Annotated in this window: 28 protein-coding genes and 1 tRNA gene; 16 read left to right on the plus strand and 13 right to left on the minus strand. The window is 33.5% G+C overall.

All coding sequences use genetic code 11. The annotated features are described in order from the left end of the window. Positions 1-73: 73 nt before the first annotated feature. On the plus strand, positions 74-313 hold the full coding sequence (locus tag QLQ95_RS10120; RefSeq protein WP_482503651.1) for a hypothetical protein: 240 nt from the start codon (positions 74-76) through the stop codon (positions 311-313). Between the two features lie 281 nt (positions 314-594). After that, positions 595-1,173: a DUF4468 domain-containing protein gene (locus QLQ95_RS10125; protein ID WP_482503653.1), complete on the plus strand. Its 579-nt coding sequence runs from the start codon at positions 595-597 to the stop codon at positions 1,171-1,173. 169 nt (positions 1,174-1,342) lie between these two features. Here QLQ95_RS10125 and QLQ95_RS10130 read toward each other — a convergent pair. After that, positions 1,343-1,424, minus strand: a tRNA-Leu gene (locus QLQ95_RS10130). Positions 1,425-1,534: 110 nt separating this feature from the next. Here QLQ95_RS10130 and QLQ95_RS10135 point away from each other — a divergent pair. The 8 genes from QLQ95_RS10135 (at position 1,535) to QLQ95_RS10170 (ending at position 8,754) form a co-directional block, all read left to right on the plus strand. Continuing rightward, entirely contained in the window at positions 1,535-2,923 is a 1,389-nt protein-coding gene (locus tag QLQ95_RS10135; protein WP_095929770.1) for a dipeptidase, read from the plus strand. A 515-nt stretch (positions 2,924-3,438) separates the two neighbouring features. After that, positions 3,439-3,867, plus strand: a complete 429-nt coding sequence (locus tag QLQ95_RS10140; protein WP_253251817.1) for a hypothetical protein — start codon at positions 3,439-3,441, stop codon at positions 3,865-3,867. 19 nt (positions 3,868-3,886) lie between these two features. Continuing rightward, positions 3,887-4,849, plus strand: coding sequence for a DUF6624 domain-containing protein (locus tag QLQ95_RS10145; protein ID WP_482503654.1), 963 nt, complete (start codon positions 3,887-3,889; stop codon positions 4,847-4,849). Further along, entirely contained in the window at positions 4,846-5,220 is a 375-nt protein-coding gene (locus tag QLQ95_RS10150; protein ID WP_198854767.1) for a BlaI/MecI/CopY family transcriptional regulator, read from the plus strand. Before QLQ95_RS10145 ends, QLQ95_RS10150 begins: the two co-directional genes overlap by 4 nt. Beyond that, complete coding sequence (locus QLQ95_RS10155; RefSeq protein WP_482503656.1) at positions 5,217-6,419, plus strand: M56 family metallopeptidase; 1,203 nt, start codon at positions 5,217-5,219, stop codon at positions 6,417-6,419. The genes QLQ95_RS10150 and QLQ95_RS10155 overlap by 4 nt, the downstream gene beginning before the upstream one ends. Before the next feature lie 60 nt (positions 6,420-6,479). Beyond that, positions 6,480-7,694, plus strand: coding sequence for an energy transducer TonB (locus tag QLQ95_RS10160; protein WP_482503657.1), 1,215 nt, complete (start codon positions 6,480-6,482; stop codon positions 7,692-7,694). 55 nt (positions 7,695-7,749) lie between these two features. Then, positions 7,750-8,196, plus strand: coding sequence for an energy transducer TonB (locus QLQ95_RS10165; RefSeq protein WP_482503658.1), 447 nt, complete (start codon positions 7,750-7,752; stop codon positions 8,194-8,196). A gap of 138 nt (positions 8,197-8,334) precedes the next feature. Beyond that, entirely contained in the window at positions 8,335-8,754 is a 420-nt protein-coding gene (locus tag QLQ95_RS10170) for an energy transducer TonB (RefSeq protein WP_482503660.1), read from the plus strand. A gap of 88 nt (positions 8,755-8,842) precedes the next feature. Here the strand turns inward: QLQ95_RS10170 and QLQ95_RS10175 are convergent, their stop codons facing one another. Further along, positions 8,843-10,207, minus strand: coding sequence for a saccharopine dehydrogenase family protein (locus tag QLQ95_RS10175; RefSeq protein WP_482503662.1), 1,365 nt, complete (start codon positions 10,205-10,207; stop codon positions 8,843-8,845). 187 nt (positions 10,208-10,394) lie between these two features. On the opposite strand from QLQ95_RS10175, the gene QLQ95_RS10180 reads away from it, so the two are divergent. Next, on the plus strand, positions 10,395-10,781 hold the full coding sequence (locus QLQ95_RS10180) for a DUF423 domain-containing protein (protein ID WP_482503664.1): 387 nt from the start codon (positions 10,395-10,397) through the stop codon (positions 10,779-10,781). Positions 10,782-11,082: 301 nt separating this feature from the next. Beyond that, positions 11,083-12,687, plus strand: coding sequence for a phosphoenolpyruvate carboxykinase (ATP) (gene pckA / locus QLQ95_RS10185; protein WP_482503666.1), 1,605 nt, complete (start codon positions 11,083-11,085; stop codon positions 12,685-12,687). Positions 12,688-12,932: 245 nt separating this feature from the next. Here pckA and QLQ95_RS10190 read toward each other — a convergent pair whose 3' ends face one another. Together QLQ95_RS10190 and QLQ95_RS10195 are read right to left on the minus strand one after the other, a co-directional pair. After that, positions 12,933-13,991: a phytase gene (locus tag QLQ95_RS10190; RefSeq protein WP_482503668.1), complete on the minus strand. Its 1,059-nt coding sequence runs from the start codon at positions 13,989-13,991 to the stop codon at positions 12,933-12,935. Positions 13,992-14,065: 74 nt separating this feature from the next. Next, positions 14,066-16,876, minus strand: coding sequence for a TonB-dependent receptor (locus tag QLQ95_RS10195; RefSeq protein WP_482503670.1), 2,811 nt, complete (start codon positions 16,874-16,876; stop codon positions 14,066-14,068). Positions 16,877-17,112: 236 nt separating this feature from the next. On the opposite strand from QLQ95_RS10195, the gene QLQ95_RS10200 reads away from it, so the two are divergent. Continuing rightward, positions 17,113-18,213, plus strand: a complete 1,101-nt coding sequence (locus tag QLQ95_RS10200) for a DUF4407 domain-containing protein (protein WP_095928186.1) — start codon at positions 17,113-17,115, stop codon at positions 18,211-18,213. 133 nt (positions 18,214-18,346) lie between these two features. Here QLQ95_RS10200 and QLQ95_RS10205 read toward each other — a convergent pair whose 3' ends face one another. From QLQ95_RS10205 to ruvC, 7 genes are all read right to left on the minus strand, one after another. Beyond that, positions 18,347-19,051 carry a PH domain-containing protein gene (locus tag QLQ95_RS10205; protein ID WP_095928185.1) on the minus strand — a complete coding sequence of 235 codons (705 nt, stop codon included), beginning with the start codon at positions 19,049-19,051 and terminating at the stop codon, positions 18,347-18,349. Between the two features lie 71 nt (positions 19,052-19,122). Continuing rightward, positions 19,123-19,494, minus strand: coding sequence for an MmcQ/YjbR family DNA-binding protein (locus QLQ95_RS10210; RefSeq protein ID WP_482503673.1), 372 nt, complete (start codon positions 19,492-19,494; stop codon positions 19,123-19,125). A gap of 6 nt (positions 19,495-19,500) precedes the next feature. Continuing rightward, a complete protein-coding gene (locus QLQ95_RS10215; protein ID WP_320493479.1) occupies positions 19,501-19,851 on the minus strand; it encodes a DUF4260 domain-containing protein in 351 nt (116 codons plus the stop codon). Further along, the gene (locus tag QLQ95_RS10220) at positions 19,851-20,249 is read right to left on the minus strand and encodes a GNAT family N-acetyltransferase (protein ID WP_482503675.1); all 399 of its coding nucleotides are present in this window, start codon (positions 20,247-20,249) and stop codon (positions 19,851-19,853) included. Before QLQ95_RS10220 ends, QLQ95_RS10215 begins: the two co-directional genes overlap by 1 nt. Positions 20,250-20,306: 57 nt before the next feature. Next, positions 20,307-21,107, minus strand: coding sequence for a cyclase family protein (locus QLQ95_RS10225; RefSeq protein WP_095928181.1), 801 nt, complete (start codon positions 21,105-21,107; stop codon positions 20,307-20,309). A gap of 79 nt (positions 21,108-21,186) precedes the next feature. Continuing rightward, positions 21,187-22,341, minus strand: a complete 1,155-nt coding sequence (gene hemW / locus QLQ95_RS10230; protein ID WP_482503677.1) for a radical SAM family heme chaperone HemW — start codon at positions 22,339-22,341, stop codon at positions 21,187-21,189. Positions 22,342-22,429: 88 nt separating this feature from the next. Continuing rightward, a complete protein-coding gene (gene ruvC, locus QLQ95_RS10235) occupies positions 22,430-22,984 on the minus strand; it encodes a crossover junction endodeoxyribonuclease RuvC (protein WP_095928179.1) in 555 nt (184 codons plus the stop codon). Positions 22,985-23,086: 102 nt separating this feature from the next. On the opposite strand from ruvC, the gene QLQ95_RS10240 reads away from it, so the two are divergent. Together QLQ95_RS10240 and QLQ95_RS10245 are read left to right on the plus strand one after the other, a co-directional pair. Then, the gene (locus QLQ95_RS10240) at positions 23,087-24,031 is read left to right on the plus strand and encodes a hypothetical protein (RefSeq protein ID WP_428237297.1); all 945 of its coding nucleotides are present in this window, start codon (positions 23,087-23,089) and stop codon (positions 24,029-24,031) included. Next, entirely contained in the window at positions 24,028-25,131 is a 1,104-nt protein-coding gene (locus tag QLQ95_RS10245; RefSeq protein ID WP_482503680.1) for a glycosyltransferase family 2 protein, read from the plus strand. The genes QLQ95_RS10240 and QLQ95_RS10245 overlap by 4 nt, the downstream gene beginning before the upstream one ends. Before the next feature lie 108 nt (positions 25,132-25,239). Here the strand turns inward: QLQ95_RS10245 and QLQ95_RS10250 are convergent, their stop codons facing one another. Together QLQ95_RS10250 and QLQ95_RS10255 are read right to left on the minus strand one after the other, a co-directional pair. Then, a complete protein-coding gene (locus QLQ95_RS10250; RefSeq protein ID WP_095928176.1) occupies positions 25,240-25,725 on the minus strand; it encodes a hypothetical protein in 486 nt (161 codons plus the stop codon). Between the two features lie 34 nt (positions 25,726-25,759). Next, on the minus strand, positions 25,760-26,143 hold the full coding sequence (locus QLQ95_RS10255; protein WP_095928175.1) for a hypothetical protein: 384 nt from the start codon (positions 26,141-26,143) through the stop codon (positions 25,760-25,762). Between the two features lie 45 nt (positions 26,144-26,188). Between QLQ95_RS10255 and QLQ95_RS10260 the strand changes: the two genes are divergently transcribed. After that, positions 26,189-26,689 carry a DUF456 domain-containing protein gene (locus tag QLQ95_RS10260; protein WP_482503682.1) on the plus strand — a complete coding sequence of 167 codons (501 nt, stop codon included), beginning with the start codon at positions 26,189-26,191 and terminating at the stop codon, positions 26,687-26,689. The last annotated feature ends 5 nt before the right edge of the window (positions 26,690-26,694 follow it).

Here is a 26,694-nt window from a genome sequence, read left to right on the forward strand (position 1 = left end):
AAAGATTTATTTTGTTCATGTAGGCTAATTAGCATACAAATTATTATATTTGCTTCAAATAAAAAATAAGATAATGGCTACAAATTATCTTTCGGAAGAAACAGAGAAAAGACTCTTAGATTTTTTTAATAATGTTATTGATGCCAAAGATTTGGCAAAAGCGATACGACAATTAAATTATGCAATTGCTTTAGTTGTTATGAGAGATGATGAAAGAGGATATGTCTATGCTCAAAAGGAAAACCTAGAAAAAGGTTTTTATTGGCTGAATGAATTAGCCGAAATTTTGCATCCGTATCTGGAAGTTGAATAACAGAAAATAACGTTTTAAAATATCTTCATTTCGACGAAAGGAGAAACCAAAAGCAAAACCGACAAAAAATTCCAGAGTGATTTCCGCAATTTTTTTCATAGTTTGACAACCTGTTGGTGATGCTGAAAAGCTCCTTTCGTCAAGATGAATTATTAAGGAATTGTATAAATCTTCGAAAATCCATATTTGATTAAGATTTATGCTAAAAATGTTTATGGAAAACCGTAATATATATAGTCTGCAACTACATATATTTGATACAAAAAATAAATAAAAATAAAATGAAAAAAATACTACTATTAATGTTGTTTATTTCGGGAATATTAAATGCCCAAGAATCTGAATTTACATTTGATAACAACAAAGGAATGACTGATTTTATAGTTACTCCTGTAGAGGGGAAAACAGCTTCAGAAATTTATAAAAAGATTATCGAATGGATAAAAGTTACCTACAAAAATCCTGATAAAGTCGTGCTTTCTACAATTGAAAATGAATATGTAAGATTTGAAGGAAGTTCGGAAACTTTATTTTCAAACCATATTCCTATGCTAGGGAAAACATATTATCCAACAAAGTATCAGATAGAAATTTCTATAAAAGATAATAAGTACAAATTTGATTTAATTAGTATGCAGAATTATTATACTGGAAATAAATATTCTGCTGGTGGGTGGGTGGATAATGTGATTTTTAATAGTAATACTCCAAAGGAAGGATTGGATGCCTATTATAAAAAAGATGGAAGTTTTAAGAGCTTGTGGAAATATATTCCTGAAGTTCCATCGTATTTTAACGAACTTAATAAATCGATTCTTTTAAGTATGGATTCAAGTATGAAAAAAAATGATAATTGGTAGTTTGGATAAGGTAAATATTTACGATGCTTTAACAATTGGAACACATTCATTGCCCACAATCTTTGTCTCCCGTGGTTGAAACCACGGGCTATATTTGAAATAAAATCGAATAATATAAAATCGCATAAAACAAAAAAGCTTCTGAAAAATCTTCAGAAGCTTTTTTTTGTGCGGATAATAGGACTCGAACCTACACGCCTTGCGGCACCAGATCCTAAGTCTGGCACGTCTACCAATTTCGCCATATCCGCGGTAATTGTGGGTGCAAAGATAGGCATACTTTTGAATTATCAAAGCATTTTTTGAAAATTTTTTTTAATTCTCTTTTTTGTACTTTTGGGTTTCTATAAAAATAATTTAAATGGAAAATATTAAGTCCTACGTTCAACAACATAAAGATCGGTTTATCAACGAATTGATCGAATTATTAAAGATTCCGTCGGTTTCTGCCGACACTGCATATTCTCAAGATGTTATTGACACAGCAGAGGCTGTAAAAGAAAGTTTATCAAAAGCAGGGTGCGATTATGTCGAAACTTGCGACACTCCAGGTTACCCAATTATCTACGGAGAGAAAATTATAGATCCAAATCTTCCAACGGTTTTAGTTTACGGCCACTACGACGTACAACCGCCAGATCCATTAGAATTATGGACTTCACCACCTTTTGAACCGGTTATTAAAACTACAGATATTCACCCAGAAGGAGCAATTTTCGCGCGTGGGGCGTGTGACGACAAAGGTCAGATGTACATGCATGTAAAAGCGCTTGAGTTAATGGTGCAAAGCAATACGTTGCCTTGTAACGTAAAATTCATGATCGAAGGTGAAGAAGAAGTAGGTTCTGCAAGTTTGGCTTGGTTCGTAGAACGCAATCAGGAAAAACTGAAAAACGACGTAATCTTGATTTCAGATACAGGAATGATCTCCAACCAACAGCCATCGATCACGACAGGTTTAAGAGGTTTGAGTTATGTTGAGGTAGAAGTTACAGGTCCAAACCGCGATTTGCATTCAGGTTTATACGGTGGAGCTGTGGCGAATCCAATTAATATTTTGGCAAAAATGATTGCTTCGCTTCACGACGAAAACAATCATATTACAATTCCAGGTTTCTACGATAAAGTAGAAGAATTGTCTGCAGAAGAAAGAGCCGAAATGGCAAAAGCGCCTTTTAGCTTAGAAAAATATAAAAATGCTTTAAACATTGCCGATGTTTATGGTGAAAAAGGGTATGTAACCAACGAGCGTAACTCAATCCGTCCAACATTAGACGTAAACGGAATCTGGGGCGGCTACACTGGCGAAGGTGCTAAAACGGTTATTGCGAGTAAAGCTTTTGCTAAAATCTCGATGCGTTTGGTACCAAATCAGGAATGGGAAGAAATTACAGAACTTTTTACCAAACATTTTACAAGCATTGCGCCAGCTGGAGTTACGGTAAAAGTTACGCCTCACCACGGTGGTCAAGGTTATGTAACGCCAATTGACAGCATTGGTTATCAGGCGGCAAATAAAGCGTATACAGAAACGTTTGGAGTTCCTGCAATTCCGGTTCGTTCTGGAGGAAGTATTCCGATTGTGGCTTTGTTTGAAAAAGAATTAAAAAGTAAAACCATCTTAATGGGATTTGGTTTGGATAGCGATGCAATTCACTCGCCAAATGAGCATTTCGGAATCTTTAATTACTTGAAAGGTATTGAGACTATTCCGTTGTTTTACAAGTATTTTGTGGAATTAAGTAAATAAGTTTTTTAACCGCAAAGAGCGCAAAGTTTTACGCAAAGTTCGCAAGGATTTTTTAAGTAAGATTTATAAAAGTTCGCAAAGCTTCATCACATAGCTTTGCGAACTTTGTGTTTATAAATGTAACCTTAAATAAAAACCTTGCATTCTTTGCGGTTAAGTTTTTTTAACCGCTAAGAACGCTAAGAATTACGCAAAGTGCGCTAGGATTTTTTAATAAGATTTATAGAAGTTCGCAAAGCTATGTCTGCAAAGCTTTGCGAACTTTGCGTTTATAAAAGCGATCCAAAATAAAATCCTTGCGTTCTTTGCGGTTAAATTTTCAGCAGCATTTTTAAGATATAAATCCGTTCAGAAATGAGCGGATTTTTTTGTTTTTAATCTTTTAATATTCAAAGGAAAAACTTCTGTCACTTTGTACCTCTGTCACTTTGCAACTAAAAAAAAACCTCTTTTTCTTGCATATTTAAAATTTAACTCTACATTTGTAGAAACGAATCTATAATTGTAGAGCAATCATGAAATTGAAAAACATCTTTTTATTATTTCTTTTCGGATTAATGCTTTTGGGGTGTAAAAGTCAGCCGATTAATCAGAAGATTGACAAGAAAAAAGAAGGTGTTTGGATTGATACATATTCGCAAGACGGAACAGATTATAAATCGTATGAATATTATAAAAATGATCTTCCAGTAAAAAAGTGGAAATCGTACATTAATGGAAAAATCTACAAAACGGAGAAATATAAAAACGGAATCTGTATTGTGAAAAGTTATTACGAAAACGGAAAACTGGAATCGAAAGGAAAAACAAAATTAGAAACGAATTCGGTAGAAACGCATTGGTTTTATTTTGGAGAATGGAAGTTTTATTCGGACAAAGGAAAATTAAAAGGAATCAAGAATTACGAAAAAGGAGAATTGATTTCGGAACAAAATATTAAATAAACCAACTAACCTCTAAACCATGAAAAAAATAATTACACTCTCTTTATTAGTGATGAACTGTATTTTTCTGCAAGCTCAAACGTATAAAGAATGGGTTCGAAAAGCCGATTCTTGTTACACAGTAAAAAACTATGAATTGTCTGTTTCGTATTATGAAAAAGCGTTTAAAATAGAACAGAAAGACGATCGAGACTTATACAACGCAAGCTGTTCTGCTTCTATGGCAAAAAAGAACAAAAAAGCATTTAAATGGCTAAATCTTTCTATCGATAACGGATACGAGAATATTGCCCATCTTAAAATTGATAACGATTTAAAGCCTTTGCACTCAGAAAAACAATGGAATAAAACAATTGATAAACTGCAGAAGAAGTTAGATATTATTGGAGCAAATTATGATAAAGTGCTGGAAAAAGAACTTGCAGAAATTTATACCGAAGATCAGGAAATTCGCGGAGAATTTATGAATGTTTATAGAGCTTCAAAACCTGATAAAAAGAAAATAGACAGCATTGGTAAAATCATGGAAAGAAAAGACAGTATTAACCTCATTAAGGTGATGAAAATACTGGACGAAAGAGGCTGGCTAGGAAAAAATGTGGTAGGTTCTCAGGGAAATCAGACTTTATTTCTGGTGATTCAGCATGCCGATTTAAAATACCAGCAAAAATATCTGCCTATGATGAGAGAGGCGGTTAAAAACGGAAATGCCAATCCAGGGAATCTGGCGTATTTGGAAGATAGAGTGGCTTTGAGAGAAGGAAAAAAACAAATTTATGGCAGTCAGAGTTCAATGAATAAAAAGACTAATAAAATTCGTATAGCACCAATGATAGATCCAGATAATGTCGATAAAAGGCGTGCAGAGGTCGGACTTGGAACTATGGCCGAATATGCGACAAAATTGAATGTTGAATGGAATTTGGAGGAATATAAAAAGGAATTGGCTGAAACAGAAAAACTTGAAAATACAAAACCATGATACAATTATCAAATGCAGAAGAACAGTTAATGGAGCATTTGTGGAAGCTTGAAAAGGCTTTTATGAAAGATTTGCTCGAAGCGTATCCGGAACCAAAACCAGCAACAACAACCGTAGCGACGCTTTTAAAACGAATGATTGACAAGAAATTTGTGGCGTATAATGAATTTGGAAATTCTCGAGAATATTATCCGTTGGTCAAGAAAACAGACTATTTTGCAAAACACGTAAAAGGGCTAATTAGTAATTTCTTTAATAATTCGGCTTCGCAATTTGCTTCGTTTTTTACGACCGAAACCAATTTGTCGGCTTCGGAACTGGAAGATCTTAAAAAAATAATCGATTCAGAAATTCAAAAAAAGAAAAAATGATAGCTTTTATTGTAAAATCAACAGTCGCTTTATGTGTTTTTCTAGCTTTTTATCATTTGATATTAGAGCGAGAAAAAATGCATCAATTTAATAGATTCTTTTTGCTTTTTGCAATTTTAATTTCCGTTGCAATTCCGTTTATCTCATTTGAAATTATCAAAGAAATTACTGTAGATTTTTCAAGGCAAATTACTACTAGTCAGCATAAAATAAATACATCGATTCATCAAACAGCAGAAAAAGTAGATTATAAATTCATTCTTTTATGGACTTTATACGCAATCGTAACGCTGTTGATGGCAGTAAGGTTTGGAAGAAACATTTGGAAGATTTTTTCCAGAATTGGCAATTCTCCAAGTGTAGAATTTAAGAATTCAAAATTGGTTTTGGTAAAAGAAAAAATATTGCCACATACTTTTTTGCATTACATTTTTATCAATTTAGAAGATTATAAAAAGCAAAATATTGAAGCCGAACTGTACACGCACGAATTGGTTCATGTGCATCAAAAACATACTTTGGATATTCTTTTTATAGAGCTTTTAAAAATTGTTTTTTGGTTTAACCCGATTTTTTTGTTTTATAAAAAAGCAATACAGCTCAATCACGAATTTCTTGCCGATCAGGAAATTGTGAAAACTTATAATAATGTTCCGTTTTACCAAAATTTACTTTTAACAAAAGGAAGCGAGAAACAAACGATTTACTTGGCCAGTAATTTGAATTATTTAGTAACAAAAAAACGATTAATAATGATGAAAAAAAGAACATCAAAAAGCACAGCGTTTTTAAAGAAAATTGCTGTAGTGCCTCTAATCACGACTTTAATGTTGCTGTTATGCATGAAAACAGTTGCGCAAGAAGTGAAAACAGAAGTGAAAAATAGTAGAAGTGGAAATTCTTTTGATGAGAAAAAAGTTATTTCAAAAGATAAAAAACAAGACGTGGTTGTAAAGGAAAAATCTGCTAAGTCAACAGACGGGAAGAAAATCAAAGTTTCGTCTCAGCCAGCAGTTGCTTCAAAAAAAACGCAGGATGTAAAAGAGAATGAAACTTTAGATAAAAAACAAGAATCTGGTTCTGAGGTGAGTACTATAATTAATGAAAGTGAAGGAAGAGCAAAAGAACGAAGGAAATCTTATGGTTATCAAAATATTCAGTTTGATACTACAATGTTTAGAAGACCACAAAATCCTTGAGAATAAAACATTCCTAAAAAAAAGGTAAATAATCGATTCAGAAATTCAAAAAAAGAAAAAATGATAACGTATCTTTTAAAATCAGGTTTACTGCTTGCTGTTTTTTATGCAGTATATAAGTTGTTGTTAGAAAACGAAAGAATGTTTCGATTCAATCGTGCTTATCTTCTCGGAAGTTTGATTTTTAGTTTTATAATTCCGTTGCAACTATTTACATTCAAACCTTTATTTGAGAGCGGATTAAACGCAATTCAATTGGATGAAATCGTGATTCGAACAAGTCAAGCTCCTCTAAATGAAAGCTTCATTATGCAGAACATATTTTATTTTTTAATTCGTATATATGCTTTTGTTTTATTGGTTCTGGGACTTCGTTTTGTTTTAAATCTAATTTCATTTTTTATGAAATTGAATAGGAAAGAAACTCGCTTGATAAATGGGGCAAAGATTGTTTTAACAGATGAAGTTGTTTTGCCTCATTCTTTCTGGAATGCCATTTTTGTCAATAAAACAGATTTTGAGATGGGTAAAGTTCCATCAGAATTAATCGCGCATGAAAAAGCACATTTAGAGCAAAAACATACGTGGGATATTCTTTTTGCTGAAGCCTTGAGAGTCGTGTTTTGGATAAATCCGATTATTCCTTATTTTATAAAAGCGATTAAACTAAACCATGAATTTTTAGCCGATGAAGCTGTAAATAACCAGTTTGGAGAAGTAAGCAATTATCAAAATTTGCTTCTAGAATTTGCTTCAAATAAGCAAACTGTTCCATTGGCAAGTAATATCAATTATCAAATAACTAAAAAACGTTTAGTTATGATGACTAAAAAAGAATCTACTTTGAAAATAGTTTTTAAAGTTTTTGTTGTTGGGATAATTTGCAGTTTACTTCTGTTTGCTTTTAGTTCTGAAGCGACAGCTCAAACAATGGATACTATTAACGATAAGGTTTATAAATCTGGCGATTTAGAAATAAAACAGCCCGAATATCCTGGCGGAATAGAGAAGTTCTACATGTTTGTTGGACAGCATTTTAAAGTTCCAGCAGAAGTTTCAAAAAATAGTGTGAACACCAAAATTTCAATGCAGTTTATGGTTGAAAAAGACGGAAGCTTGTCTGAAATTACAATTTTAAAAGATTCTGGATATGGTCTTGCAGAAGAGGCGACTCGAGTTTTAAAACTTTCTCCAAAATGGATTCCAGGAAGCGAACACGGAAAACCTGTTAGAGTCCTTTATACTTTACCAATTACTATTCAAAATAATAATTAGCAAAAAATTTAAAAGAAATAAGAATTAATGTAGATTTGTAAAAAATATGCTACAAATGAAACCGTTTTCTAATTTAATATTTAAAGGTGCTTTTTCCTTTTTTTTACTGCTTTCATGTAATTCAAAAAGTTGGGCACAAGAAGTAGAACTAATAGATCTTTCTGCTAAATCTGATAATACTGTAAGTGTAGAAACTCAGGCAGAATTTCCTAATGGTTTAACCGATTTTTACATCTTTTATGCTCAAAATTATAAGATGCCTGAGATTGCTTACGAAAAAAAAGTAGATGGAAAGTATTATATACATTTCACAATTGAAAAAGATGGGTCTTTATCTAATATAAAAATTGTAAAAGATTTAGGATATGGTCTGGGTGCCGAAGCTATTCGTGTTATGAAAATCTGCCCAAAATGGATTCCAGCAACTAAGGATGGCGAACCTGTAAGTTCTAAATTTATTTTACCGATGGTTGTTCAATTGGCCAGACCTTTAGGGCGTTAAATCAAAACAAAAAAATCCGTTCTTTTTGAACGGATTTTTTTTGTTCTTGCGCTAAAATTGGAACAACTTTAATTAAAGTAAAAATCTATATTTGTACGTATAAGACATAATATTTTAGCGGTTAAACATTTTAAAAATATGAAGAGAATAATTACTCAGAGTTTTATATTAGTAATACTGATTTTCATGAGTACTAAAAGTATGGCTCAGGAAAATAATTCGAAAGATGAGGATAGACCTTTGGAAATGAAGGTTGATAGCATTGAGAAAAAACCTGATTTTCCGGGTGGAATAAACAAGTTTTACAGGTTTGTGGGTAAAAACTTTATAGTTCCAGAAAAAGCACTAAAGTACGGAGGAAAGGTGAAACTGCAGTTTATTATTGAGAAAGACGGTACGCTATCTGATATTAAAGCAGTAGAAGATATAGGATATGGAACAGGTGAAGAAGCTGTTAGGGTTATAAAACTTTCTCCTAATTGGATTCCGGGTTCAAACAAAGGTTTGCCAGTAAGAGTATTGTATAAATTGCCAATAACGCTTACGCCAGTTCAGTAAAATAAAAAAATCCGCTTCTGATGGGAGAAGCGGATAAAATTAAAAACTAATTAAAAAAAAATTCTAAAAATAAACATGCAGATCCAGACTAAAACAGGTCCGGATTGTATCCAAAATAAGGCACATTTTGTTCATTAAAAATGACCCCATATTCTTCTAACTCTTTCAAAATAGGCTCATAAACTTCTTTTTTAATAGGAAGCTGAACGCCTGGAGTTGTAATTTTTCCATTTAAGATTAATAAAGTGGCAATTGCAACCGGAAGTCCGACTGTTTTTGCCATTGCGGTATAAGTCTGGTCTTCGCCAATACAAACCATTTTCGAATCGATTTGTTTCTTTTCTCCATTTAGTTCATAACCAAATTTATGATACATCACAATCATATCTTTGTCATCTGGTTCAAGAGCCCAGCTGTCAGTCAGAATTTTTTCTAAGATTTGAGCCGGAGTAGCATTTGGCAGATTTACCTTTTTATCTGGGTTAAATAAATCCAGTTCCAAAAGTTTATCCCACATAATATCGTCCTGATCGATTTTTAGAATCAATCGAGTTTTAATTTCTACAGAATCAGTTGGATGATACGGAAGGAAAGAATTGATGAACTGACGATAACTCATATTTTCTGACCCCTCTAAAACATAGCTATCATCAGTCATCCCGAGCTGTACAAACATATTCCAAGCGCGAGAATACCCCACTCTTCGAATAGTTCCTCTATATAATGTCAGAATATCATCTAAACCATAAACCGAGCGGTATTTAAGAGAATCGCGATTAGAATACGCTTCAAATTTTCCGTAACCTTCTACTTCTAGAAATTCAGTTCTTCTAAACAAAGCGCTGTACGGAATGTATTTATAAGTTCCTTCCTGAATAAATTTTGCAGCACCTCCTTGTCCTGCTAAGACCACGTTTCTGGGTGCCCAAGTAAATTTGTAATTCCATAAATTATTGTCAGATTCAGGAGCTACAAGTCCGCCACAGAAAGATTCAAACAAAAGCATTTTACCGCTTTTCGATCTTATTTCGTCAATAACTTTCATGGCGCTCATGTGGTCGATTCCTGGATCGAGACCAATTTCGTTCATGAAAATCAGATTGTTTTTGATGGCTTCTTCGTTTAAAGCTTGCATGCCATCACTTATATAAGAAGCGGTAACAAGATGTTTTTTAAATTCTAAACAATCTTTTGCAATTTCGATATGCAAATGTGCAGGGAGCATAGAAATTACTATTGACGCATTTGCAATAGCTTTTTTTCTTTCGTCGGAATTAAAAATATCTAAGGCAAGCGGTGTGGCATTCGGATGATTCTGAGTCTTTGCTTTTGCGAGATTCAATGAAAGGTCGGCTACGGTTAAATGCAGCTTTTCTTCATTAGATTTTGATAGTAAATATCGAATCAAAGACGATGCAGATCTTCCTGCTCCAATTATTAAAACGTTTCTCATGTCTCAAATATTTAACACAAATATATTTAAATGTTATAAATATAACAATTCAAATTAAATAAAATTCAATTTATTTTTTGAAATCGGATAAAAAATAACCTGATTTTGTTCTAAATAATCCAGAAACTAAAGCGGTTTTTCGGTTCGTTTGAAGTATTTTTGTTTCAAATTTCAAAAGAAATATATTATGAAAAGAAGAATCGTTTTAACTGGAGCTTTTATCGGTATGTTAGCTATTATTTTGGGTGCTTTTGGCGCTCATTTATTGAAAAAATATCTTTCAGTTGATCAATTAAATACTTTTGAAGTTGGTGTTCGTTACCAAATGTATCACGCCTTATTTCTTCTCTTTTTATCGACTCAAAAAGATATAACCGAAAAGACCTTAAAAACGATCTATAATTTTGTGGTAGCAGGTGTTGTTCTTTTCAGCGGTTCAATTTATGTATTGGCTACAAAAGACTACACTTTGTTTGAATCTAAAATTATCGTATTCGCAACTCCTGTGGGTGGTTTTCTATTAATTATTGGTTGGGCGCTATTATTCTTTACGATATTGAAGAGAAAATCATAAAATCCCGAAAAAAAAATTCTGTCTAAGAATTAATCTTTAATTTTGTCACATAAATAACATATAACTTTATTTATGTGACTTTTTTGTATTTTCTGTTGTCAAACAAAAATAATATAACAAATTCGCGTATAAGGTTGTAAATAAACAAATTAGAGGCGGTTATTTTTTTCTTTTTATAATTTTTAAAGTGAAATTTCTCTTTTTTCATATAAATTAAAGTGAAATTTAAGTATTTTAAAAGAAATAAAAATAAATCTGTAATTTTGCTTTAAACAAAAAATCACACACAACTTAAAAACTTATGGACACTAATACAGTTTTCGCGCAATCGATTTCGTTAAAAGAGTTAGGAATTGAAAATGCAAAAGTTCGTTATCAACTATCTGCAGATGAATTACATGCGATTACTTTGCAGTCAGGACAAGGTGTTGAGAATTCTACAGGAGCGTTAGCAATTAATACAGGCGAATTTACAGGTCGTTCTCCACAAGATCGTTTTATCGTAAAAGATGATATCACTAAAGATCAAGTTTGGTGGGGAAATGTAAATATCCCTTTTGAGCCCCAAGCTTTTGAAAAGCTTTATAATAAGGTAACAGCATTTTTATCAGACAAAGAGGTTTTTGTTCGTGATTCTTATGTATGTTCTGATCCAAATTATAGATTAAATGTTCGTGTTGTAACAGAAACTGCTTGGTCAAACTTGTTTTGCTACAATATGTTCTTACGTCCAGAAGATTCAGAACTGGCAAATTTTACTCCAGAATGGACTGTAGTTTGTGCTCCAAGTTTTATGGCAGATCCTGCTGTAGATGGAACACGTCAGTCTAATTTTGCTATTTTAGATTTTACTAAAAAAATTGCTTTAATTGGAGGAACAGGTTACACAGGAGAAATGAAAAAAGGAATTTTCTCTGCATTGAACTTTATTCTTCCGGTTTTCAAAAATACACTTCCAATGCACTGCAGCGCCAATGTTGGCGAAGCAGGAGATACAGCAATCTTTTTCGGATTGTCTGGTACAGGAAAAACAACTTTATCTGCAGATCCAGAACGTAAATTAATTGGAGACGATGAGCACGGCTGGACAAACGAAAACACTGTTTTCAATTTTGAAGGCGGATGTTATGCAAAAGTGATTAATTTAACAGAAGAAAACGAACCAGACATTTTTAGAGCAATCAAAAAAGGAGCGCTTTTAGAAAATGTGGTTTTCAAAGAAGGAACAAACGAAGTAGATTTTGACGATGTTTCTATTACTCAAAATACTCGTGTAAGCTACCCAATTACACATATTGATAATGTACAGCCAGGTTTGATTGGACATAATCCTAAAAATATATTTTTCTTAACGGCCGATTCTTTCGGAATTCTGCCTCCAATTTCAAGATTAAATCCAGGTCAGGCGGCTTACCACTTTATTTCTGGATATACAGCAAAAGTTGCTGGTACAGAAGCTGGTGTAACAGAGCCTCAGCCTAATTTCTCTGCTTGTTTTGGAGCACCATTTATGCCTTTGCACCCAACGCGTTATGCTGAAATGTTGAGTAAGAAAATGAAAGATGCGGGAGTAAAAGTTTGGTTGATCAACACAGGTTGGACAGGCGGACCTTACGGAGTAGGAAGCCGTATGAAGCTTAAATATACTCGTGCTATGATTACTGCTGCATTAAAAGGAGAATTAGACAATGTAGAGTACGTAGATCACAAAGTGTTTGGAATTGCAAAACCACAATCTTGCCCGAATGTTCCAGAAGAAATTCTAAATCCTAGAAATACTTGGGAAGACAAAGATTTATACGATAAAAAAGCGTTAGAATTAGCTCAGAAATTCAAAGCTAATTTTGCCAAATTTGAAGAGTTTGCAAATGCTGAAATCTTAGCAGGAGCACCAATTACAGAATAAAGGGAATTATTTAATTCAAAGTAAAAAAGCTGTTCAGAAATGAACAGCTTTTTTTGTTTTTTGTGTTTGTTTGATACTTCTTCCTTGTCTCCCTGAGCGGAGTCGAAGGGCATTTCAATTGGAAACTTGGCTTCGACTTCGCTCAGCCTGACAATAAGTACTTTTTAAAGACATTGAAACGCAGTTTTCAGTACAGTTTAAAGGAAAGTACCGAAAAACTGCAATTTCAAATCAACACTGAATCTTTATTTCTTAGCTTCGTCGATGCGTTTTTGAATTAAATCCCAAGTGTAATAATGGAAAGTCATTCCGTTGCTCATCGCTACAAAAAGTCCGTTTTTATATTTTGGCCCTAAGTTTACGCTCGTAACATCTGCACCATCACATTCGATTGTCGAAGTCGGAACTTCTGCCAATAAAGGATGATTGTTCGGATTTCCGTTTGCGCCTTCTCTTGGATAAACCATAAAAGAATTGGCCTGCTGATTGGATACTAAAATGTACCCTGTAGAATCTGTTTTTTTGTAAATCGCAATTCCTTCGTGATCTGCTTTGAAATCTTTCTGACCAAAGAAAGCCAATTCTTTATTATCGTTTAAAGCAGGATCTGCTTTGTATTTTCTAATTCCAGCTTGCTCGTCGCAATAGTATACAAAACCTAACTCGTTATCCACAGCAATAGCTTCAATTTCTTTTTTACCACTGTATGTTCCAAATTTGCGAACCACTTTTGCTACAGCAAATTTTCCGTTTCCAGAAAGTTCATATTGCCATAAATAACTTCCAGAAGAACCCGTTTTTCTTCCTACAATAGCAAAGATTTTTCCATCAGTCGGGCGAGTGTATAAAGCAACTCCCATTGGGTCGCGTTGTGCTTCTCCTTCAAAAACAGGAATTCCGCCGTTATCAATAGGTTCTAAATCTGGTAAACTGAAAATTCTGATTTTGTTTTCTTCACGTTCTGTTGTAACGGCAACGTCTACTTTTTTTCCGTCGATAATCAATCCATAAGCGATATCAACATTGTTTGGACGTTTTAACGGAATTGATTTTTTAAGGATTTTTCCATTCAAATCAAAAGCATACAAACCTCCGTCTGTGTCTTTATCTGTTCCAACAATAATACTTTTTGAAGCATCTGTTGGGTTTATCCAAATAGAAGGATCATCTGTATCGTGAGGTAAAGCTTCTGTAACAGCTGTAGGTTTTACAGCGTTTGGCTGAACTGGGGCTAATTTATCGTCTTTACAAGCTGTAAATGAAACAGCTAAAAGTAAAAGAGCAACTAAAGATTTATTTTTCATTATGTTATATATTTTAATGCAATTAGACAGAGCGCTAAACTCTGTCTAATTTAAGAATTTTAAAAAAGTTCAGATTACAAGTCTAATTTCAATCCGAAATTGTAACGTGGCTGGTAATATTCAGCTTGTTTTGTATGAGCAGCAACTCCTTGGTAGTAACGTAACGGTTGGTTGGTTAAGTTATTAGCTTCAGCAAAAAAGCGAAGTTTTGGAGTAATCTTGTAAGCAGCATTGGCATCTAAGAAAAACTGTTTGTCATAGTAGCTGTCTTTGTAAGATTCAGAACCTAATTCGTCTAAGTAATCAGATGTAAAGTTGGTTGAGATTCTTGCAGAGAAACGTTTGTTTTCCCAAGATAAAGATCCGTTAAACATATGTGGCGTTGTACCAGGAAGACTGATGTCATTTCTTTCGTTTCCATCCTCATCGGCAATACCTTTTGCTTTAGATTGCGTGTAAGTATAGTTCAAATAGATTGCAAAACCTTTTAGGAATTTACCTGGCAAGAAATCCAATTGGCGTTGGAATGCAACTTCAAACCCGTAAACATCTACATTTTCTCCATTTCTTGATTGTAAGAAAGACCAGTTTTCTCCTGCTGGAACTGGGTTTACTTGATTAGGGAAATCTGCAGCAAATTTCGCATCTGTATATTGATTGTCGCTGTAGTTGTAAATGAAATCGTTTAATCTTTTGTAGAAAACACCTCCAGAAATTAAACCAACAGATTTGAAATAGTTCTCAGCCATGAAATCATAATTGTATGAATAAGTAGCTTTAAGATCTGGATTTCCAGCTGTAATTTCTTTATCGGCAGCGATATTGTTTACATAAGGAGCCAATGCATAATAGTTTGGTCTAGCTAATGCAGTTGTAGCAGCAGCTCTCAAAACTAAATCTTTTGTTGCGTTGTATTGGAATGAAATACTTGGCAATAAATTAGTGTAAGAGTTGGTGTTGTTGATTTTGCTCTCTAATTCTTCCTCGTCTAATACACGGTTTCCTGTATAATCGATATGAGTATTTTCAACACGGAAACCTAAAACCATAGAAAGTTTATCGTTAAAATCCTGATCCCATCTTACATAAGCAGCAGTAATTCTTTCTTTAGCATTGTAATTTACAGCTAAATATTCTGCTGGATCTGCTTCTTTTTCGAATAGAGAAGCATTATTCAAATCTAAACTTCCTAAGTAAGAAGCTGAAGCGAAAGTTCCTGGAACATATTTACTTCCTGGATTAAAATCTTTTCCATCATAATAAGATGTCGGAACTTGCGATAATAACTCCATATCATCGTTAAGCGGTGTATAAGAATAGAACATATTGTTTCTTTCTTTTTCTTTCAAACGAAGTCTAAGACCCGTTCTCAATCTTCCTTTTTCTCCTGCAATTACAGAGAATGGGAAACGAATGTTTACTTTAGCACCAAATTCGCTTTCGCTTGTTTCGTCTGTGTTTTCAGTAACAGAGTCAAATTTAAATTCGTCAAAAGACTCGCCAACGGTAGTAATTAAAGGAAATCTGATATCTGATAAATCTTCGAACATTTCTAGGCCTTTTTGACGGTATTCGATATAACGCTCACCCGGACGGTATTCTCTAGCTTTTGCATAATTAGCAGACCAATCTAAATCTAATGTTGAATTGATTAAGTGCTCTCCACGAATAGAATAGTTTTGTACTCTCTGGTCTTCTAATCTTCTGTTTTTGTTTCTATTGTTGTCTAAACCACCTTTTGTCTGACGTTTTACACGACCTTCAAAACCAACAATTTCTTCGCCATTATAAAGTGGCTCAATATCATCGTAAGTAGTTCTAAAACGGTTTTCTCTATCATCTCTCCAGTTGTAGATTGCATTTGCAAAAATCGTATTGTTGTCATTGAATTTATAATCTAAAGCAACAGAAGCACTACGACGGATACGCTGTACATCATACTTTCTAATTTCAGAAGCTTGTAAATAGTCATTTCCAAACTCATCTTTTACCCATTCGTTTTCGATGTTGTCAGAACCGTAATCCACATTATTGTAAGATCCGCTAAAAACTACTCCTAATTTATCATTTGCAAAACGGTTACCATAAACAAAACCAGCAGTATAAGAAGCATGGTCACGAATTGGTAAATAACCTCCTGCAAGAGTTGCAGAAATTCTTTCTCCGTTTGGAGTTGCTCTTGTAATTAAGTTTACAGAACCCCCAATTGCATCAGCATCCATGTCTGATGTTAGTGTTTTGTTTACTTCGATTGTAGAAATCATATCAGATGGAATTAAGTCCATTTGTACGTTTCTGTTCTCTCCTTCAGCAGATGGAATACGGTCACCATTTAAAGTTACAGAGTTCAAAGATGGAGCTAAACCTCTAATAATAATGTTACGCGCTTCACCTTGATCATTCTGCATTGTGATACCTGGAACACGTTTTAAAGCGTCTCCAACGTTAGCATCTGGGAAACGTCCCATTTGATCTGAAGAAATTACGTTTCCGATGTTTTTGTTATTTTTCTGTTGATTCAGCGCTTTTGCCTGACCTTTTAAGATATCTCCAACAATAACCTCTTTCAGTTCATTTTCAGAAGCTTTAAGAGAAAAATCAATTACGTTGTTTTTTCCTTGCTCCACTTTTATTTCTTGAGTTAAAGAAGTATATCCAATATATTTTACTTCAACTTGGTAAGTTCCTTCATTAATATTTAATAATTCGAAACGACCGTTGTAGTCAGAAACGGTGTATTTTTTCTCGCCTACAATTTGAATCATTGCTCCAGGAAGAGGCAGTTTGTCATCGGCGTCTAATATCTTTCCAGATATAATAGCCTTCTGAGCAAAACCTGTAAAGGCGAATAAAAAGAATGCTGTTAATAGATAGAATTTTTTCATTGTGTGTGTTTAGTTTAATTTCGGTTGCGAAACTAAGACCCGTGTATTACTAAAGCCTTGAAAAAAAATTAACATAGTGTTATGATTAGTCAGTTATTGCTTATAATTATTAATGTTTAACTAACATTGCGTTTTCAAACGTTTGATTCACAACTAAAAAGAAATTGATATTTTGACTGTATTTGAAAATTTGGCGTTAAATTTGCCATATCAATCACAATCAAAAATCATCAATCATGTTAAAACAATTTTTTATCCTATGTTCAGGAGCCGACCGTGATCTCTTGAAAGACTGCTCAGAAGGCGAACAAACCAAATACGTTGGTATTGGCGCCACCGTGTTCTTTACGGCAGTTATGGCTTTTCTAGCCAGTGCTTATGCGCTTTTTACTGTTTTCGATTCTATTTATCCCGCTTTAATTTTCGGATTTGTTTGGAGTTTACTAATCTTCAATTTAGACCGATTTATCGTTTCTACGATTAAAAAAAGAGATCGTTTCTTAGATGAATTCCTTCAGGCAACTCCGCGTATTGCTTTGGCTATTATTATTGCAATTGTAATTTCGAAGCCTTTGGAGATTAAGATTTTCGAAAAAGAAATCAATACCGTTTTATTGAAAGAGAAAAACGAAATGGAATTGGCAAACAAAAAACAAATTGGAACGTATTTCAAAACGGATTTAGATAAAAATAAAGCTGAAATTGCTGCGCTTAAAGCGGATATTGTAAAGAAAGAGAAAGAAGTAAACGATTTATATTCAGTTTATATTACTGAAGCCGAAGGAACAACCGGAACTAAAAAATTAGGAAAAGGTCCGGTTTATAAAGAGAAACGCGAAAAACACGATGCGGCCTTAAAAGAATTTGAAATACTTAAAAAAGCAAACGAAGCTAAAATTGCCGAAAAAGAAAAAGCTGGCGTACAGCTTCAGGCCGATTTAGATAAAAAAGTTTCGCAGACACAGCCTATTATTGAAGGTTTCGACGGATTAATGGCGCGCATCAATGCCTTAAATAAACTGCCTTGGCTTCCGTCATTTTTCATTATGTTGTTGTTTCTTGCTATTGAAACATCTCCGATTATCGCTAAATTATTAGCGCCAAAAGGGGAATTCGATTTCAAGCAAGAAGAAGCCGAAACCGCAATGAAAGCAACTTTGACACAAAATAAATACCAACGTGAATTATTGGTTAAAACAAGTGCCGAAATGCATGATAAAGTGTACGCTGATATTGCAGAAGATAAAGGTTTATTCGATCTGCAACGAAAAAATGCAAAAGAGTTACTGGAACTGCAATCTCATAAATTTGTAGAAAAGCAAAAAGCGACTTTATAAGTACAAAGTGCAAAGTTTCTAAATACAAAGCTATAAATGCAAAGCCCGAAATAGAATCTCTATTTCGGGCTTTTTTATTTTAGACAAAGTCAATAATCTTTGTACTTTGTACTCAGAACTTTGTACTTTAAAATTACATATAACTTAAAATCTCTTTTTTGTAAGCATCATATTCTCCTTGCATGATCAAACCATTATCAAGAAGTTTTTTGTAATTCTGTAATTTATCAAAAAGTTCTTCTTTAGATAAATCACTTAATCTACGTTCTCCAGCAGGTTGAGTTGGTTGCGTCGGAAGCGGTTCAAAAGTTTCTGTCACAGCTGGAGCTGCAGGTAAAATTTCTGCAAAGCTTGTTACTTCTTCTGTTTCTACCTCTTCGATTTCGTCTTCAACTTCTGCTTCTTCCACAATTTCTTGAACTGGAGCTGCTGTCTGAACAGGATTTTTTAATAAATCTAATTGCTCTTTAGCATAGGTATACATTTTTCTAGCCTGAATTTTCGGAATGTAATCTATAGAAATAATCAGGTCTGTATTAGTGCTAAATGAAAATTCAGAACCTAAAATATTTTCTTTTACAAATGAGCTTGTAATATCATCCCAAGTATAATCTGTAAAATTCATTGAAAGGCCTAAGTTTTTAGGCGTGCAAATAATAATACGTTTATTGGTTAAGATTATACTATCAGGAAAAACAGTAATTGCAGGCTTTTTTTGCACGGCGATATAACCAACTTCTTCACCTTTCATTAATAAATCAGTAAGTTTCGAAGTTATTTTTTCAATCGCTTTTGGATCTTGTTCTTCGTTTAGAAATTTTTTAAATTGTTCTTTCATTGTTTATTAGTTGCTAAGTTTCAAAGCGGCTAAGCTGCTAAATTTTTTTTCTTACGATGCAAATGTAATGCCTAATTTTCTAATTCGATAATTTCATTTTGAATTTTCTTTGTCAAACTTTTGAAAACCAATTCGTATGAATCGTCTATAAGTTCCTTCACGAATTTATCAGGTAAATTTCCGTTCAAAGCCACGGTATTCCAGTGTACTTTACTCATATGAAATCCAGGTTGTATTTCGTCATACTCTGCTCGAAGTTCCTGTGCGCGGTCTGGGTCGCATTTTAAATTTGCTGATTGCTCATTTTTTTCCCATTGAGAAAGCGAAGACAAAGCAAACATTTTTCCGCCCACTTTAAAGACCAAAGTGTCTTCATCAAAAGGAAAATGTTCACTGACTCCTTTTTTTGAAAGACAATATTCGTAAAACGTTTCTAAATTCATAACTGTTTATTTACCAATTTCACCTAAATGCGTGTATTTAAAGCCTTTTTCATATTTAAGACCATAACCAAAAATTCGATCCATTGCCGAATGTGAAAATAAAATAATTCCCGCTAATTGCACCATTTCAATACTAAAATAAAATCCGATGGCATAAATTAAAAGCGCAATTCCTTTGTGATGAAAGATGTTATAAAGAAATGCTCCAGCTTTGTTTCCAAAAACATAGCCCATCATTGATAAATCGGGAGCTAAAATTAAAGTAAGAAACCACCACCATTCATAATTTAAGCGGTTGAACAAAAAGATTCCAAGAAGGAATAAAGCGATTTCCTCAAGTTTTAAAACTGTTTTCATTAGACTATTTTTTCCATCATCTTTTCAGGATGATTTAGTTTTGTAAATCCGAATTTCTCGTATAAAAAGTGAGCATCAGTTGTTGCCAATCGCCAGATTTTAACTTCTTGCAGTTGAGGCTCATTCATCATCGCTTGAATTAAAATTGATGAGTAGCCTTTTCCACGATGTTCTTCATCAATAAAAACATCCATTAAATAGGCAAAAACGACATAATCGGTTATCACACGTGCAAAGCCAATTTGTTTGTCCTCTAAATAAATTCCAAAACAAACCGAAGCATCAATCGTTCTTTGCACTTCATCAATCGTTCGTCCCGCAGCCCAATAAATGTCTTTTAAAAAATTCTGTATAAACGGAACGTCGAGTTTGGTTTTATCTGTACAAACGGTTATCATTTTTATTTTAGATTTTAGATTGTAGATTTTAGATTTTGCAGTAGAATAATCTAAAATCTACAATCTAAAATCTGCAATTTTATATAGAATCGGTTTTGATGGACTGGCATCATTTTCAAATGAAGCGATTTGAAGATTTAGTATATAATTTCCATCTTCAATTTCGTCTGGAACATAAATCATCTCAGTAATTGTAGCATTTAATCTTGCATCAGAATTTAGATTTACTGTGTCTTTTACATTCCAAAATGCTTTATGCGCTAATAATTTTCCTTCGTCATGTTCTTTGTCCACACTTGGGAGATCAATCAGTAAATGCTGAATTTCGCTCTCGCGGATGAAAATTGCAGCATCTTCAGACAAATACGGTGGATTGGTATTCGAATATTTTCTTGATTTTTTATCTTTTTGATTGGGAAGAGTGCGAATAACTAAGGCTTCGTTTGTCACGCTGAGCGGAGTCGAAGCGCTATCCACTGCTGTCACATTGAGCGAAGTCGAAATGTTTTCTTTCGTAATCACAAAATCATCTCCAATCTTTTCAGGTTCAACCGTAATCAGTTTAGCAAAAAAGAAAAATTGTTTTAGAGATTGGTTAATACTGTAAAAATCATTGGTAATATGCCCCAAGCATTCCGTATGCGTTCCATGCCCATGTGGATTGAAGAAAATATTGTTGAAATTCGTAGATGATTTTCCTTCAGAAACTTTTCCAATCCAATCGCCAAAAACTACAGGCTCAATAATAGGTTTTTCGATGTACCACGCAATCGGATTTTCATCTGTATTGGTTAATGGAATAGAAATATCAATGGGTTTTGATAAGTCGATTTCGAAGTTGTTGATTTTTGCTAACACAAATTTGGATTTTATGCCGCAAAGACGCTAAGTCACAAAGTTTAATAAATTTGAGCCTTTATGCCTTCGTGGCTAATTTTTATTCATCCAAATTTAGATAAAATAAATCTGAAGCAATTCCATCTGTTAAAAATTTTCCTTTTGGAGTTGGTTTTAAAATGTTGTTTTCGATCGATAGCAAATCGTCGTTTAAGAACTTTTGAGCTTGTTCCAGTAAATAATTCAAATATTCTGATCCGAATTCCTTTTCAATTCTTTCTAAAGAAACGCCCCAAATGGTTCGCAATCCCGTCATGATATATTCATTGTAACGATCAGAAACAGTTAAGATTTCGGTTTCGATTGGAAGTTCGTTGCTCTGAATAGCTTTTAAATACAATGAATTATTAGCAATATTCCAGCCTCTTTTTACGCCGTCATAACTATGTGCCGAAGGTCCGATTCCGATGTATTTTTTGCCCAGCCAGTAAGCCGAATTGTTTTTGGAGAAATACTCTTCTTTTCCAAAATTGGATAATTCGTAATGAATAAAACCATTCTGTTGAAGCATTTCAACCAAAATCATAAAATGATTTGAAGCCACTTCGTCTTGTGGTTCAGCAACTTTTCCGGTTTGAATTAATTTGCTTAAAGCCGTTTTGGGTTCAACCGTCAAAGCATAACTCGATATATGCGGAATGCCGAAATCTAAAGCCGTTTGGATATTCTGTCTCCACATTTCGTCACTCATTCCTGGAATTCCGTAAATTAAATCCAATGAAATATTATCGAAATACTTTGTCGCTTCTTCTAAACATTTTTTGGCTTCCGCCGAATTATGGGCGCGATTCATCATCTTTAAATCTTCTTCATAAAAAGACTGAATTCCGATACTTAATCTATTTATTGGGCTTTTAGATAATTCCAGAATTCGTTCAGCAGACAAATCATCCGGATTAGCTTCAAGTGTAATTTCAGGGTTTTCTACAACTTTATAGTTTTTATAAACTTCAGAAATTAAAAAGTTTATTTCGTCATTGGTTAAAACAGAAGGAGTTCCTCCGCCAAAATAAATGGTTTCTATAATCTCATTGTCACTTCGAGCGGAGTCGAGAAGCTCATTTTTGCGCATGCCAATTTCTTTGGCTAATGCCAAAACCATCTCGTCTTTCTTTTTCATCGAAGTCGAAAAATGAAAGTCGCAGTAATGACAAGCCTGCTTGCAAAAAGGTATGTGGATGTAGATACCGCTCATTTTTAATTAGATAATTAGAGAGTGTGTCAATTAGATAATTTATTTGTTGTCTATAGAAAATATCTAATTATCAAATTGGCACATTGGCTCATTTCTTAACTCGATCCTCATTCTGTTTCACAAAAGCATCCCAACCAGAATAACTTTTTCCAGCCACAACTTTTCCCGAATTAAAGAAATGACAAACCGCTGCCGCTAAACCGTCTGTAGAATCGAGATTTTTTGGTAATTCTTTTAAGCCTAAAAGCTGTTGCAACATTTTGGCAACTTGTTCTTTACTGGCATTTCCGTTTCCGGTAATCGCCATTTTTATCTTTTTAGGTTCGTATTCAGTAATCGGAATGCCTCTTGAAAGTCCTGCTGCCATTGCAACACCTTGCGCTCGTCCGAGCTTTAACATCGACTGTACATTTTTGCCAAAGAATGGTGCTTCAATTGCAATTTCGTCAGGACAATGCGTTTCGATTAGTTCAATCGTTCGCTCGAAAATGATTCTTAGTTTTTGGTAATGATTGTCGTATTTGGAAAGCTGCAATTCGTTTAATTGCAGAAATTCCATTTTTTTATTGATTACTTTAATCAATCCAAAACCCATAATTGTGGTTCCGGGGTCAATACCTAATATGATGCGTTCTTGTGTCAAGAGATTTTTGTTTCAAGTTTAAAGTTTCAAGTTAGAAAATTGACTCATTTTCTAATTGTCACATTTTCATTGCCACATTTTCAAATTGATTACTTTTGCGGCATGATTTCAATTCCTCACAAAGCTAAGCAATTCCTAGTTCTCGTAGTCAAACTTTTAATTGTTGGCGGCGCATTTTATTTTATTTATAATCAGTTGGCTAACAACGATAAATTAGACTGGCAGAAGTTTATTGCTTTGTTCCAAAAAAATCAGTCGGTTTTAGGGGTTTCATTTATCTTGCTTTTGAGTGTTTTAAACCGTTATTTCGAAATTTTGAAATGGCAGAATCTAGCGCAGGTTATTCATAAAATATCGGTTTATGAAGCGACAAAACAGGTTTTGGCTGCTTTGACAGCAGGAATTTTTACACCGAATGGAGTAGGAGAGTATGCAGGAAAAGCGCTCTATTATCCGAAATCAGAAGCCAAAAGAGTGGTTTTCTTAAACTTAATCTGCAACGGAATCCAAATGATTTTAACGATCATTTTTGGGATCTTCGGATTACTCTATTTCAATGCGCAATTTAATGTAATTACAGCCAAAACAGTCTTGATTCTTTTTGGCGGATTTGTTCTGATTTTGATTTTATTATTCTCGATTAAAAAGATAAAAGTCAAAGGATATTCGATAGAAAAACTGATTCATAAAATCAATGAAATTCCGAAATCGGTTCATCAGAAAAATATCTTTTTAGGTATCTGTCGTTATTTGGTTTTCTCGCATCAGTATTACTTTTTGTTTTTAGGTTTTGATGTCGATTTGCCTTATTTAACTTTGATGGCAGCGATAACATCAGTTTACTTTTTAGCTTCTTCATTGCCAACTTTTCAGTTTTTAGACTTTGCAGTAAAAGGAAGTGTTGCGATTTACTTCTTTGGAATATTGGGCGTAAACGAATGGATTGTTGTATTTATAAGCACTTTAATGTGGTTTTTAAACGTAGTTCTTCCAGTAGTTTTAGGAAGCTTTTTTGTGCTGAATTTTAAAACGAAAACTCCAGAATGATTTTCGGATTGTTTGCCATATTAGCCATTTATATCGTTAGCATTTCTTTGCTGATTTATGGTTTTTTCAAGGTGAAACAATACCAGAAAAGTAATTTAAAGCCAAAAACAAGTTTTACGATAATTGTTCCTTTTAGAAATGAAAAAGAAAATCTGCCCCTACTTTTGGAAAGTTTTTCAAAGCTAAATTATCCAACAGATTTATTTGATGTAATTTTAGTTGATGATGCTTCAGATGAAAAATTTCAATTCTCACATTTCACATTTCACATTTCGCAAATAAACAATATTCGGGTTTCCAATTCTCCTAAAAAAGATGCCATTACAACGGCAATGCAGCACGTAAAAACCGATTGGGTTATTACAACCGATGCCGATTGTATTGTTCCCGAAAATTGGCTGTTGACTTTTGATAATTACATTCAGCAGAACAAAGTTTCCATGCTTGCTGGAGCTGTAACGTATCAGTGTGAAAACTCATTTCTAGATCATTTTCAGCAATTGGATTTAACGAGTCTGCAAGGCGCTACAATTGGAAGTTTTGGTTTAAATAAGGGTTTTATGTGCAACGGAGCTAATTTTGCTTATACAAAAGCATTCTTCGAAAGTTTAAATGGTTTTGAAGGGAACGATAAAATTGCCAGCGGAGATGATGTTTTTTTACTGCAAAAAGCGATTCAAAAGTTTCCTGAAAAAGTATATTATTTAAAAGCAGAAGAAGCGATTGTAACAACAAAACCAACCGAAAACTGGAAATCTTTATTTTATCAAAGAGTACGTTGGGCGGCTAAAACAAGTTCGTATAACAGCACTTTTGGAAAGTTTCTTGGATTGATTGTTTTCTTCGGAAATCTGAGTTTTGTAATCGGATTTTTCTCTCTTCTTTTAGGGATTTGCTCTTATCCAATTTTTGTAATTTTTGCTTTTTCTAAAATTTCAATTGACTTTATTTTGCTTTCAATAACTAATAGATTTTTGACAAAAACCAGAATTAAAAGTCTTTTGTTAAGTAGTTTATGGTATCCGTTTTTTAGTTCGACTGTTGCTTTGTACAGTTTATTTGGTTCTTATAAATGGAAAGGACGTCAATTTAGAAAATAACTCATTTTGAAATTGAATGCCCTAGCCCTGATGGGAGCGGCATCCTTTTGCTTTTTTCTTTAAAAAGCAAAAGATATAGCGAACAGCAGGAATTAGCTCCTTATAAAATTACTTCTCGTCTTTTGCTTTTATAATAACAGGCAGAATAAACTGTGTTTTTACCGGAATACCGCGTTTTATGGCTGGATTTACTTTCGGAAAATCGACTAGTCGTGCGTGCAGAATGCTGTCAATTTTTATGGTATCGTAAACTACAGAATCTTTAGGAAACTGAGGTTCAAACTTCATAGTTGAGTTAGGAAAAACGGTTACTTTGACTTCGATGGTGTCCAATTCTGGATATAAAATAGATAAAGTATCAACGTTGAGTTTTTCTTGAATAAGATTCGACATCACTTCAAAAAAACATTGCTGGCGAAGCTTTTTATCACCAATTTTATCGCAATCAGGCAAAGAAGGATATTCATCAACTTCTTTCCAGTTAATAGATTTCAACTCTTTTTGAAGTAATTCTTTTTCAGACGGAACCTGCTTCTCAAAGTATTGACAAGAATTAAAAAGGATACAAATAAAAAAAGGGAAAAACTGCCTCAAAGTTTTAAAATTGGATGATATAACAAAAATACGATTATTTTTTTTGAGAAGCTTTGTATTCTAAATAATCTTCATAGTTTTCCGAAAGCCAATTTTCTTTGTTTTTTTCTGCAACTTCCTTTTGATCAGGGTATAATTTGATAAGTCTGTCTGAAAAAGCTGCTATTTGAACCGTATAGGTGTAAAATTCAATTTTACTCAGAAGGATATTAGGATTGTTTTTTTTATTAAAAAAATCGAAAAACAGATTATCAAAGTCTCTCATAGAAAAATTTATTACTTTTTTCTTATTGCTGGTGTAAAGACTGTCCTGTATTGCTTTGTCATCTGTAGAAAGTTTCTTAGATTGAGCTATCGTATTTTCGCTAATGGAGAATACAAAGAATAGAAAAAAAACTATTTTTACAAGAGTTCTCATACTATTAAATGTTTAAAATAATAAGTACAAACTTATAAAAATATTATGGATTTACTTTTAGTGCTGCTAGGATTTATATGTGTAATCGTTGGTATTTTTGGAAGCTTTATTCCTGTTCTTCCCGGATTATCGAGCTCTTGGGTCGGATTGCTTTTGCTTTATCTTACTAAAGCTGTCGAAAATAATTACTGGGTTTTAGGGATTACTTTTGTTCTAATGGTCATCATTACTGTATTAGATTATATTATTCCGTCAAAAGGCACTAAAAAGTTCGGAGGAAGCTCTTATGGAGTATGGGGAACCAACATTGGTTTGATTGTGGGAATCTTTGCTCCAATTCCTTTTGGAATTATAATTGGACCATTTTTGGGCGCTTTAATTGGGGAATTAATGTATGATTCTCAAAATCATAATCGAGCTCTAAAAGCAGCCGCCGGATCGCTATTAGGATTCATTGCTTCAAGTTTTGTTAACTTTCTGTTTGCGGTGGTTTATTTGGGCATATTTTTGAGTATTGTGTGGGAATATCGAAACATTTTATTTTAATTCTA

The organism is Flavobacterium sp. B330r (assembly GCF_056824325.1).